An 11,793-nucleotide genomic window follows, 5' to 3' on the forward strand; every position below is an offset into this window, starting at 1 on the left:
GATGATCCATGCACGGACTGTTAAGACGCCTGTTCGCACCCCGCTGGCAACACCCCAATGCCGAGGTACGTCGCCAGGCTCTCCACCGCCTTGATCCTGACCATCGCGAACAGCGCCAGGCGCTCGCTTCGCTTGCGCAGGATCCGGATAGCGACATACAGCTTGCCGCCTTACTGGCCCTTGACGACCTTGAAGGACTGATGGCGGCTTACCCGGCCCATCAGGACGACACGGCTTGGCAAGAGGCGCTATGCCAGCGACTCAGCGGCCAGCAAGGGCAAACGGCGCTTGGCCAGCGTGAGGCACTTGCCGAGCGTATCGATGATACCAAGATCCTCAACGCGCTCGTGCATAAGGGTGACAACCTCAACTTACGATTGACCGCACTCGCCCGGTTAACCGATGAACGCGACTTCATCGAACACGCCTGCCACAACGGCGTCGCGGCCGTGCGTCACCAGGCAGCTGATCGCGTGGTCAGTGAAGAAGGCTTGAAACAGCTGTTGAAGAAAGCCCGCCGGGACCGCCAGGTCGTACGCATGGCCAAAGATCGGCTGCAGGAACGCCGGGCCGACGCCGAGTGGAAAGAAGCCCAACAACAAAAGCGCGAGACGCTTTTGCAACAGCTGGAAAAGCACGCCCAAGCCACCTGGGAACCCCTCTACGGCGGCCGACTGCGTCACCTGCAGCGTGAATGGGAACAGCTCCCCCAATCACCTGGCCCCGACCAGGAGGCACGTTATCATCGGGCTGTACTCGCGTGCCGCAAAACGCTGCACGACCACGAAACTCACGAGCAGGCGCGTCAGCAGAACAACCAGCAACGCGAAGCCACCGACCAGACCCGAGAACAGCTATTGGAAGGGCTGGAAGAAACCCTGGAAGGCCTGCGCCTTGGCAATGGGTTGACGGCACAGGATATCGACAGCCTTCGCGCCCAGCGTCAGTTGCTTGGCCAGCGCTGGCAGCAACTGTCTGACGAACACCCGCCCAGTGATTCGATGCGCCAACGCTACACCCGGGCTCTGAAAGATTACGAGGCCTGTATCGAAGCCTGGCAGCGCTGGCAGCATATTAGCGCAGACCTTGAGCAAGCGCTGGCCGACGCTGACCACTCCGCCATGGCGTCGCTGCTCGACCAGTGCCGCTGGCCTGACAGCCTGACCATGCCAACGCTTGCCCGCCAAGCGCAGGAGGCACTTGCCGACGCCCACGAAACAGCCGATACGCAAAATGATGCCCAATCCCTCAGCGCTTACAACAACGACCTGGACGCCTTCGCGCAGTTGCTTGAGCGGGGCGCTTTCAAAAGTGCCAGCCGTCTTCACCAGCGGCTAAAGCCGCGCATCGATGCGCTCAAGGGCGACGACGCCCGCCCCCTCAAAGCGCGGCTGAAACAGCTTGGCGCGCAACTCGCCGAACTGCGTGACTGGCGAGGGTTCGTGGCAGGCCCCAAACGTGAACAACTGTGCGATTCCATCGAAGCCCTTGCCGACGACCAACATATGGCGGATGCGGCGCTGGATCGCCACCATCGCCAGCTCGTCAAGGAATGGAAATCGCTGGGTGATGCGGCGGCTGATCGAGAGCTGTCCGCGCGCTTTCGCGCTGCCTCGGACCGCATCCATGAACGCCTTGCTCCCTGGCGAGAGCAACTGAGCGAAGAGCGGGCAGCCAACTTGCGGGCTCGCGAAGCGCTCTGCGAGCAGCTCGAGACGCTGATTGCACAGCCAGCTCAGGACGCCGACCCGGATGTGCTGCGCGAGATTCGCGATAAAGCGCGTCAACAGTGGCGTCACCACTCTCCCGTACCGCGCGAACAGGCAGAAGCCATTGGTCGCCGGTTTGGCCGCGTCCGCCACCAGCTACAAAGCTTGATCGATACCCGCGCCGAACATATTGCCGACCAGAAAAAAACCCTGATCAGCAAGGTCCAGGCGCTCCACCAGGACGAACGCCCGCTCGCCGAGCGCATCGAAAAAGCCAAACAGCTACAGCAGCAGTGGCGCCAATTGGGGCGGGCACCTAAAGGGGAGGAACAAACGCTCTGGAAGGCCTTCCGTCACGAATGCGACCAGCTGTTTGCCCGGCGCGACGCGCACAAAAAAGAGCAGCTTGCCCAGCAGCAACGCCAGCTCGATAGCCTGCAGGCGCTGATCGACGAAATGGATAGCTGGCAACCTCAAGATGCCAGGGACCACGCCAAGCTGGATGCCTTCATCGAACAGGCAACGCATTTGGAACCACTGCCGCGTAGCCGCCGCAGCGAAGGGATGCAGCGGCGTTTAAGCGGCATTATTCGCGCCCGGCGTGAACGCCTGAATCGACTTGAAGTCGCCGATACGGTCAATGCCTGGCAGCAGCTGACGCCGCTTATCGAAGCTCACTTGCGCGCAGACCAACGCCGGCTTGTCGACGAACAGGCAGACACGGTGGACGCCCAAACGGTGCTGGGCGAAACGACCTTGACGTCGCCTTTTGAGCAGGCCCACCATCAGCGCAATCAACGACGCCAGGAGACACTCCCCGAGGCACACGAAGCCAGCCTGAAAGACCAACTGGCTCGGCTTCGTGTCCACTTATCACTACTCGCCATGGGGCGTGTGCACCAACAAGATGAACCCCTGCGGCTGGCCATCCAGGTGGAACGCCTCAACGACGGACTGCAAAAAGAACGCAGCCGCGCGCAGGAAGTGAGCGAGGTACTTGCCGACCTGATCGCCCTTGGGCCTATGCCCAGGTCGCTATGGGATCAAGAGGTCGGTGAGCTGGATGAGTTACTCACCCAGCTCGCCCGAACACCTCTGCCTTGATGACGAGCAAAGCCGCAATTAAAAAAGCCTCAATCACAAAAGCCAGCGAGGGTATCGCTGGCTTTGTGGTCATTGAGCAAAATGAACGGCTGGGTCAACCCATGAACTGACCACCATTGATATCGAAGTTTGCCCCGGTAATGAACCCGGACTCCTTGTCGGCGATGAAGGTCACGAGTCGGCCAATTTCCTCTGGCGTACCATAGCGCTTAACGGGGATCGTTTCACGGATCGCCTCGCGCACTTTTTCTGGAATGTTCATGATCATGTCGGTGGCAATGTAGCCGGGCGACACGGTGTTCACGGTAATGCCTTTCGTGGCGGTCTCCTGGGCAAGCGACATGGTCAAGCCGTGCATACCCGCTTTTGCCGCCGCGTAATTCGCTTGGCCGAACTGCCCTTTGCGGCCGTTGATGGAGGAAATATTGATAATCCGCCCGTATCCGTTTTCGAGCATCATCTCGATCACGCTGCGGCAGGTATTGAAGACACTGTTCAGGTTGGTATCGATCACCTCATACCATTGCTCGTATGACATTTTCTTCATGGTGCCGTCACGGGTGATGCCTGCACAGTTCACCAACACACTAATGGGACCATGCTGCTCCTGGATTTGCTGGGCACCTTGTAGGCAGGCTTGATGATCGGCAAGGTCGACACCGGACAGCGCAATGTTGTTATAGCCATCGGCTTGCTGCGATGCCAGCCAGGTTTTGGCCTTTTCGGGGTTGTGATAACCCGCTACGACCAGATAACCCGCATCCGCCAGCGAACGACAAATCGCCGTGCCGATACCACCAGTTCCACCAGTTACCCAGGCGACGGGGGCTTGATTGGCCATTGACTACCTCCCTGATATGACGAATGGCTTGGGCGTTGCAGAATTAGCACCGCAAGCCATTGTGAAAAGCGCCTTGGCGCTTGAGTACCAACGGCAAATCGCCATACAGATGCGCGACTTACCGAGAGTCAGCATTGTTGTTGTTTCACTAACCTCAGCATAGCGCTACTCGGCTCATGTTGCAGCACGAACCCCACCAACGGCTATAGGGCAAACGTTTTAAAACGCCTATTGACGAAACGTAAAAAAAGCGTAGAATACGCCACACGTTGATGCGGGGTGGAGCAGTCTGGTAGCTCGTCGGGCTCATAACCCGAAGGTCATCGGTTCAAATCCGGTCCCCGCTACCAATATTTCGAGAGGCAGATCAGTAACTTACTGGTCTGCCTTTTTTGTGTTTATTCGTTGACTAGCGCCCTGTGACACATCTGTGTCGTATATGTGCCACATTCACTCCTTCCCTTTCTTTAACGATCACTTCTAACGACCTTCAGGCGACTTGCTCGCTGCCCTCAATTATTTTCATTTTTTGCACCCTCGTCTTGGTATTCCAACAGATCCCCTACTTCACATTTGAACAGGCTGCATAGTTTATCCAATGCATCTAAGTCGATCCGCTGGGCAGTTTCTTTGTAGAGCAGCGTAATTGTATTGCGGTTGAGACCTGTCTCACGCGCTACATCAACGATCTTCATCTTATGCTCGCCCATCAAGCGCGCCAGGTGACAACGAACCATCAAAACCTCCTGTGAAATCTTTTTGTCATTCTAAATGGCAAAAAACGCTTGCAAATGGTTTTTTGCTGTCTAAAATGCCATTTAGGATGGCATTCTGATAGCTGGAATGCCTTTTAGCCACGCAGAATATCACCCCTGTTAGAGGTTTTCGATGGAATCATCTTATACCTACCTCACGACCGAAGAGCTTGCTCAGCGCATCAAGTACGACTGCCGTACTATCCGCCAGCAGCTAAAAGATAGCGTCCTTATCGAGGGCACTCACTACATCAAACCTTTTGGCCGGCGGAAAATTTTATTCCTCTGGGAAGCCGTCGAAAAAGAAATGCTAAAAGCTGCCCAAGGCAATATCTCCATTCCAATGGCAAATGGAGGCTATAGCCATGGGTAAGGTTCGCCAACGTAAAGAGACGGGTAAGCTCTATCTGGATTTTTTCTACCAAGGCCTACGATTACGTGAGCAAACTGCACTGAAAGACACGCCTGCTAACAGGAAAAAGGTCGAGCAATTGCTTGCAAAGATAGAAGCAAAGATCTTGCTAGATGACCTCGACTACGCTGAGTTTTTTCCGGGCAGCAAGAATTTGCAAAAACTGGGAGCAAATGAAACGGCGAAAAACCAAAACTCTCAAACTCCCAACATCAAGGGCACACATACCCCAGTGGAAACACCACTCTTCAACGATTTTTCCGACCAATGGTTCGAAGAGAGCAAAATTCAGTGGCGTGCCTCTCACGTGCGAAATGTGAGTTCGATCCTGGATAGCTCACTGAAGCCAGCGTTTGGAAAAAAGCCGATTGGCGACATTACCAAGACGGACATCATGGCGTTCCGCGCCAAGTTAGCTAAACGTAAGGGGCGCGGCAGCACAGGGTTGGTGTCGTCCAAGACGATCAACAGTCACATGACGATTCTGCGCATGGTGCTAGATGAAGCAGCCGAGCGATTCGATTTCGAGTCACCATACAAAAATATCAAGCCGTTAAAGCTGCAAAAGACCCATATCGAGCCATTTTCGCTACACGAAGTACAACGCATCATCAATAACGTCCGCGCGGACTATCGCAACTACTACACGGTGCGCTTTTTTACTGGTATGCGAACCGGCGAAGTCGATGGGTTGAAGTGGAAACATGTTGATTTTGCCAAACGCGAAATCTTAGTACGCGAAACACTGATCAATGGCGAGACGGAATACACCAAGACCGATGGATCTCAGCGGGAAATCCCCATGTTTGGGCAGGTGTATGACGCGCTTAAAACGCAATACGCCGCGACGGGGCATTTAAGCAAATACGTGTTCTGTAATCAGTCAGGCCAGCCCCTTGATCACAATAACGTGACCAAGCGCGTGTGGTACCCCTTACTGAAGTCTCTCGGGCTAACCAAGCGGCGTCCTTACCAAACACGCCATACCGCCGCGACGCTGTTTCTGGCGTCGGGTGAAAACCCTGAATGGGTGGCCCGCATGCTGGGCCATAGCTCAACCGAGATGCTATTCAAGGTTTATTCCCGATACGTTCCCAATGCGACACGTATGGATGGCTCAGCCTTTGAGCGTTTACTTGGCAATACCACGCCCACCAAGTCCCAGAAGGAGCATCGTAATGAAACGGCTTGATAATGCACCAGCCCACCTGTCACGCACCTTCAAAGGCACTTATCGGCTTACAGGGCGTGTGGTCGAGTTTGATAATGCGAAAACGCCCTTCTTAAAGTTGCGGTTGAGCGATTGCATGGGAGATCACATAGCGATGCTCAATCTGGATAAAACTCAGGTGCCTGAGCGCATTGGCCACCTGGACTATGTCACCGCTTCCGGGGTGAAGTGTTTGTCTAATCAGTTCGTACTTGACGGGTTTCGCAAGGCGACCCGGGAAGAAGTGGCCGCGCTGGATACACTGCAATCGTTGCCGCGGGTGTATTGCCCAGTACCGGAGGTACTTGACCAGCTTGTCGCGACCGTGCAATCGCTTCAGTCGGCACATATGCGTAAGTTTTTGATGCTCGCACTGGAGCGCAAGGATCGTCTCGAAGCCTTTTTAAACGCGCCAGCCAGCGTAAATTATCACCATGCATATCCAGGAGGGCTGCTGGCGCATTCACTGGATGTCGCCAACAACGCTGTGGCTATGCTGCGCCTAAACGAGCCCAACATGCCGCGTCTGATGCAGGAAACATGTTTTGTCGCAGGGTTGTTACACGATATTGGGAAGACCTATACCTACGATTCAAAAGGCAAACCAAATGCGGCTTGGAAACTATGTAGCCATGATACGTTTACTCTGGAAGCATGTGCCTATGGGCTTGCGTATTTAGACAAGCACGAGCCGGACATTGCGATGACGCTTCGTCATATTTGGACATGTGCATCACCTGGGGCGCGCTACGGCCAACCAGCCGCGATGACGATAGCTCGTTATATTCGTGATGCTGACGGGCAAAGCGCCATGGCCGATAATCAACAGCGAGCATTTCGCACTAAATCTAGCTGGGGATTCAGCCGCCTGGGCCAGAACCTTTTTTGGCGTCCTGAAATCCCGGCTCTACAGTCACTGTAGGCTACATATGCTCATAGTCTGACACCGCCAACTGCTTAGCTTGGCGGTTTTTTCACTACGCCACCCAAATACACATTCATCCCGATGCTAGCACTCTTACCTTTGCTGCAAGATACCAATTGTGGCAATGGCTTTCTAAGCTAAGGCCTATTCTACTAATCCAGGACTGCCGAGCTAAATTCGTTTTCATGCCTAGGATGTACGTCCTATAGTACAGCTCTCTTTCTCACTCTGCTAAGCATGCTACTATCTAACCCTGCTTAACTAGATTAGATGACCACGCCTGAAAGGATGCTTGCTGATGTTCGATTCGTCCGTTGCGGTTGCCACGCCTGATGCCGTCGATCAGTTTATTGAGCGCTGGCAACACACCACCGGCACCGAAAAGGCCAATTATCAGCTATTCCTTTCAGAGCTATGTGCGCTGCTTGAGTTGCCAACGCCCGACCCCGCCAGCAAAGATAATAGTGAAAATGCCTATACCTTCGAACGCCGGGTGGATATTCAAAACCCCGATGGCAGCGAAAATCGCGGCTTTATCGACCTTTACAAGCGCGGCGCGTTTGTACTGGAAGCCAAGCAAACCGGCAAAGGGCTAGAAACCAAAGGCTGGGATAAAGCCATGCAGGCGGCTTATAACCAAGCCGACCAATATGTACGCGCCCTGCCCCCAAAAGAAGGCCGCCCAGCCTTTATTTTGGTCACAGATGTTGGGCGCACGCTGGCACTCTACTCTGAGTTTTCGCGCTCTGGCGGCACCTATGTACCCTTTCCAGACCCGCGTAATTACCGCATTAAGCTGGAAGACTTACGCCAGCCAAATATTCAGCAACGCCTTAAAGCGCTATGGGAAGCACCCGACACCCTTGACCCGAGCCAATACGCTGCTCGCGTCACTCGTGAGGTCAGCGCCAAGCTTGCAACCTTAGCGAAAACGCTAGAAGCCGATGGTTATGAAGTCGACCGCGTAGCGCACTTTTTGAAGCGCTGCCTGTTCACCATGTTCAGTGAAGACGTTGGGCTGTTGCCCAAAAACAGCTTTACCGACTTCCTCACCCGCATGAAAGAGACACCCGAACACTTTGCCGACGCCATTAGCTCGTTATGGGAAAGTATGAACAGCGGCGGCTTTAGCGGCGTACTGACGGCCAAGGTGATGCGTTTTAACGGCGGCCTGTTTAAAAACATTGACCCCATTCCGCTCACCCCCGAGCAGATTCAGCTGCTGATTGATGCCGCCAAAGCCGACTGGCGCTTTGTGGAGCCGGCCATTTTCGGCACGCTGCTGGAGCGCGCCCTGGACCCCCGCGAGCGCCACAAACTAGGTGCCCACTATACGCCCCGCGCCTATGTCGAGCGGCTGGTGATGCCCACGCTGATTGAACCGCTACGCCGGGAGTGGGCCACCGCCCAGGTGGTCGCGGAAACCCACAACCAGAAAGGCAAAACCGATAAAGCGCTAGAGAGCCTGCGCACCTTTCACCACAAGCTCTGCCAAGTACGCGTGCTTGACCCCGCCTGCGGTAGCGCCAACTTCCTGTATGTCGCGCTGGAGCACATGAAGCGTCTGGAAGGTGAAGTATTAAACCTGATTGCCGACCTCAGCGGCGGGCAAGACTCATTAGAAGCGGAAGGCTTTACCGTCTCGCCCCAACAGTTCCTCGGCATGGAAATTAACCCCCGCGCCGCCGCCATTGCTGAAATTGTGCTTTGGATCGGTTACCTGCAGTGGCACTACCGTATTCACGGCAGCCTCGATCTGCCCGAACCGATTCTCAAAGACTTCCACAATATCGAGGAGCGCGATGCGCTGATTGAATTTGACAGCCGCGAACCGCTGCTGGATGAAAACGGCCAGGAAGTCACCATCTGGGACGGCATCAGCATGAAGAAAAGCCCCGCCACCGGCGAGCTGATCCCTGATGAAACCGCCCGGACCACGGTATACCGCTACCACAATCCCAGACGCGCCGAGTGGCCGGAAGCAGATTATATCGTCGGCAACCCACCGTTTATTGGCGCCTCCACCATGCGCCGCGCACTAGGCGATGGCTACGTGGATGCCGTGCGCCAAGTATTTAAAGGCACGGTGCCGGAATCTGCCGATTTTGTGATGTACTGGTGGCATATTGCCGCTGAAGCGGCACGCAACGGCCACGCCCAGCAGTATGGCTTTATTACCACCAACAGCCTGCGCCAAACCTTTAACCGCCGCGTGCTGGAACCGCACCTGAACGATGCCAAAAAGCCGCTCTCGCTCACCTTCGCGATTCCCGACCACCCCTGGGTAGACGGCAACGACGGTGCCGCCGTGCGCATTGCCATGACCGTGGGCCGCGCAGGCGAAGCACCAGGTCGATTGCAGCAAGTAACAAGCGAAAGCAGCGAAGACGACCGCGAAGCCCGCAGCGTGGCACTAAGCCACCGCGAGGGTAAGGTATTTGCCGACTTGAGTATCGGCGCGGATGTGGCGGGGGCGGGAGCGCTAAAATCAAATAGCAGTATTAGTCAGCGTGGTTTCGAACTTGGAGGCAGAGGGTTCTCAATCACAACTGGTGATGTAAACGCTGCTGGCTTCGGAAGATATCTCAATACAAGTGTATTAAGCAGATTTCGCAATGGTAAAGACCTTAATCAGACTCCACGTGATAGATATCTAATAGATTTCTATGGATTAACAGAAAGACAAGCAAAAGCTAATTTTCCAGAGCTATACCAATGGGTTAAAGAAAGAGTAAAGCCTGAAAGAGATACAAACAGAAACAAAGCATTGCGCGAAAAATGGTGGTTGCACCGTGGGCAGCGCGAAGACCTTAGGGCAGCTCTGAGTGGGCTAGGTGATTATATTGCGACTGCTTATGTAAGTAAGCATAGATTTTTTGTCAAACTAGATAAAAGCATTTCTCCAGATGATGGGCTAATTGCCATAGCTTGCGAAAGTGATAGCGCCTTAGGTTACTTGAATAGCAGAGTTCACACATTATGGAGCCTAGCCAGTGGCGGGCGATTAGGTGTAGGCAATGACCCCCGCTACAACAAAACCCGCTGCTTCGAAACCTTCCCCTTTCCTGAGCTGAACGACGAGCAGGCGGCGAAGATTGGCCAGCTTGCGGAGCAGATCGACGCCCACCGCAAGCGCCAGCAGGCCGAACACCCAACGCTGACGCTCACCGGCATGTACAACGTGCTGGAAAAGCTCCGCGTGGGTGAAGAACTCAACGCCAAAGAACAAACCATCAACCAGCAAGGCTTGGTCAGCACTCTGCTCGCCGACCACGACGCCTTAGACCGCGCAGTATTTAATGCCTACGGCTGGGATGACTTGGCAAAAGTACTAGTGGGCTTACCCGGTGCCACCACCCCACTGCCGGACAAGCCCGCCGCTCAAGCCCAGGCCGAGGAAGAGTTGCTAATGCGCCTAGTGGCGCTCAACAAACAGCGCGCCGCTGAAGAAGCGCAAGGCAAGGTGCGCTGGCTACGCCCCGATTACCAAGCACCGGAAGAAGCCGCCCCCACCCAAACCGAGCTGCAAAGCACCACAGCTGAGACCAGCGCCCCAGCAGCAGACAAAACCAAAGCCACCTGGCCCAAAGACCTCGCCACCCAGGTCACGGTTCTACGCGACATGCTTGCCCAAAGCCCCCACAGTGCGGAAAGCCTGGCCGCCCAGTTCAAACGCAAACCGGTGAAAGGCGTTGGTGAGGTACTATCGGCGCTGGCCGCCCTCGGCCAGGCCCAGCAAGAAGACAAACACTGGCGGCTGGTGAGGTAGCACATTTGACCTAGCGCTTTTCAATTTGGCGATCGATAGCAAATTGTCAGACGGCAACCTATCCGCTCTGCGATACAGATACTCGTTTCGCAGAGATTACTGCCAACTGACAGGTTTCTCGATGCGAGTGCTAATCATAAGCAAAAAATCACGCCACACCACCACACATTGTCGGCGGCGTTGCTCTCAATGGGCGCGCTGATCACTACTTGGTCGTAAAAAACATAAATTTCACCTAGCGAGGCGTGCATCATGGGTTCGCCAGGAGACAACGCCAGCTCACCGAAACTCACACCTGGAGAAAGACTCTCAAGCGCGAACTGATGCCGATGAAGGTAATAATTTTCGGCAGCAGTGAAGCCGATATAGATCCGATCATCGTCGCGCCAGGCGGTGGTTCGGAAGGCTTCTGTAGCCGGTAAAAAGTCACGTTGCGTCGAACGGTTAAAAGGGGAGCTTTTGTCACCAACCCCAAATATCTCTTCACGTGCCGCTACCGGTGTGACTATAAAGAGTGCCACCATTAGAAAAGCGAAGACTTGTTTCATGAGTTTAACGCCGCCTTTGGCTTATCTACTGGCTGGCGTCTGGACCAGGCAACCAGGGTAAAGCCTGCGATGAGCATCGGTAGTGTCAGCAGCTGCCCCATGGTCAACCAGCCAAAGGCAATGAATCCCAGCTGAGGGTCGGGGAGGCGTGCGAACTCCACCGTAAAGCGGAAGGCTCCGTAAAGTAGCAGGAAAAGCCCCGAGATCAGGCCCCTATGGCGCGGCCGGCGCGATAGCCACCACAGCACGGCAAACAACACGATGCCTTCAAGAGCGAACTCGTAAAGCGCCGAGGGATGGCGTGGCTCTGAGCCGAGCCCCATCATGGGAGGGAATACCATGGCCCACGGAACGTCGCTGATACGCCCCGGTAACTCGTGATTGATGAAGTTGCCGAGGCGACCCGCCCCCAGGCCGATGGGGACTAACGGAGCAATAAAGTCGGTCAGTTGTATAAAAGCCAGTTGATGTTTGCGAGCAAACAGCCAGGCAGCCACTAATACACCGGTAAGGCCGCCAT

Annotated in this window: 9 protein-coding genes and 1 tRNA gene; 6 read left to right on the plus strand and 4 right to left on the minus strand. The window is 55.1% G+C overall.

The window, feature by feature from the left end; genetic code table 11:
* Positions 1-8: 8 nt before the first annotated feature.
* Positions 9-2,813: a DUF349 domain-containing protein gene (locus tag NH395_RS09900; RefSeq protein ID WP_253024427.1), complete on the plus strand. Its 2,805-nt coding sequence runs from the start codon at positions 9-11 to the stop codon at positions 2,811-2,813.
* A gap of 94 nt (positions 2,814-2,907) precedes the next feature.
* Here NH395_RS09900 and phbB read toward each other — a convergent pair whose 3' ends face one another.
* The gene (gene phbB / locus NH395_RS09905; protein ID WP_092827727.1) at positions 2,908-3,654 is read right to left on the minus strand and encodes an acetoacetyl-CoA reductase; all 747 of its coding nucleotides are present in this window, start codon (positions 3,652-3,654) and stop codon (positions 2,908-2,910) included.
* Between the two features lie 273 nt (positions 3,655-3,927).
* Between phbB and NH395_RS09910 the strand changes: the two genes are divergently transcribed.
* Positions 3,928-4,004 (plus strand) — tRNA-Met (locus tag NH395_RS09910).
* Positions 4,005-4,166: 162 nt separating this feature from the next.
* Here the strand turns inward: NH395_RS09910 and NH395_RS09915 are convergent.
* Complete coding sequence (locus tag NH395_RS09915; protein WP_253024429.1) at positions 4,167-4,391, minus strand: helix-turn-helix transcriptional regulator; 225 nt, start codon at positions 4,389-4,391, stop codon at positions 4,167-4,169.
* A gap of 151 nt (positions 4,392-4,542) precedes the next feature.
* Here NH395_RS09915 and NH395_RS09920 point away from each other — a divergent pair, with 151 nt between their 5' ends.
* The 4 genes from NH395_RS09920 (at position 4,543) to NH395_RS09935 (ending at position 10,725) form a co-directional block, all read left to right on the plus strand.
* Positions 4,543-4,782, plus strand: a complete 240-nt coding sequence (locus tag NH395_RS09920; RefSeq protein ID WP_253024431.1) for a hypothetical protein — start codon at positions 4,543-4,545, stop codon at positions 4,780-4,782.
* On the plus strand, positions 4,775-6,013 hold the full coding sequence (locus tag NH395_RS09925; RefSeq protein ID WP_253024433.1) for a site-specific integrase: 1,239 nt from the start codon (positions 4,775-4,777) through the stop codon (positions 6,011-6,013). The genes NH395_RS09920 and NH395_RS09925 overlap by 8 nt, the downstream gene beginning before the upstream one ends.
* A complete protein-coding gene (locus NH395_RS09930; protein WP_253024435.1) occupies positions 6,000-6,953 on the plus strand; it encodes a TraI domain-containing protein in 954 nt (317 codons plus the stop codon). The genes NH395_RS09925 and NH395_RS09930 overlap by 14 nt, the downstream gene beginning before the upstream one ends.
* A gap of 301 nt (positions 6,954-7,254) precedes the next feature.
* The gene (locus NH395_RS09935) at positions 7,255-10,725 is read left to right on the plus strand and encodes a DNA methyltransferase (RefSeq protein WP_253024437.1); all 3,471 of its coding nucleotides are present in this window, start codon (positions 7,255-7,257) and stop codon (positions 10,723-10,725) included.
* A 134-nt stretch (positions 10,726-10,859) separates the two neighbouring features.
* Here NH395_RS09935 and NH395_RS09940 read toward each other — a convergent pair whose 3' ends face one another.
* Together NH395_RS09940 and lgt are read right to left on the minus strand one after the other, a co-directional pair.
* Positions 10,860-11,273 (minus strand): protein-disulfide reductase DsbD N-terminal domain-containing protein, encoded by a 414-nt coding sequence (locus NH395_RS09940; RefSeq protein ID WP_253024439.1) that lies wholly within the window; start codon positions 11,271-11,273, stop codon positions 10,860-10,862.
* Positions 11,270-11,793: prolipoprotein diacylglyceryl transferase (gene lgt, locus NH395_RS09945; protein ID WP_253024440.1), on the minus strand; the 524-nt coding region annotated here is incomplete at its 5' end. The genes NH395_RS09940 and lgt, both read right to left, overlap by 4 nt.

It is taken from the genome of Halomonas sp. Mc5H-6 (genome assembly GCF_024124705.1).
Lineage (GTDB): Bacteria > Pseudomonadota > Gammaproteobacteria > Pseudomonadales > Halomonadaceae > Vreelandella > Vreelandella subterranea.

Excerpts from the sequence above, each read along its gene's own strand:
- NH395_RS09925 (WP_253024433.1), top strand. The coding sequence starts at position 4,775 with ATGGGTAAGGTTCGCCAACGTAAAGAGACGGGTAAGCTCTATCTGGAT.
- NH395_RS09915 (WP_253024429.1), bottom strand. The coding sequence starts at position 4,391 with ATGGTTCGTTGTCACCTGGCGCGCTTGATGGGCGAGCATAAGATGAAG.
- NH395_RS09900 (WP_253024427.1), top strand. The coding sequence starts at position 9 with ATGCACGGACTGTTAAGACGCCTGTTCGCACCCCGCTGGCAACACCCC.
- NH395_RS09935 (WP_253024437.1), top strand. The coding sequence starts at position 7,255 with ATGTTCGATTCGTCCGTTGCGGTTGCCACGCCTGATGCCGTCGATCAG.
- NH395_RS09930 (WP_253024435.1), top strand. The coding sequence starts at position 6,000 with ATGAAACGGCTTGATAATGCACCAGCCCACCTGTCACGCACCTTCAAA.
- NH395_RS09920 (WP_253024431.1), top strand. The coding sequence starts at position 4,543 with ATGGAATCATCTTATACCTACCTCACGACCGAAGAGCTTGCTCAGCGC.
- NH395_RS09940 (WP_253024439.1), bottom strand. The coding sequence starts at position 11,273 with ATGAAACAAGTCTTCGCTTTTCTAATGGTGGCACTCTTTATAGTCACA.
- phbB (WP_092827727.1), bottom strand. The coding sequence starts at position 3,654 with ATGGCCAATCAAGCCCCCGTCGCCTGGGTAACTGGTGGAACTGGTGGT.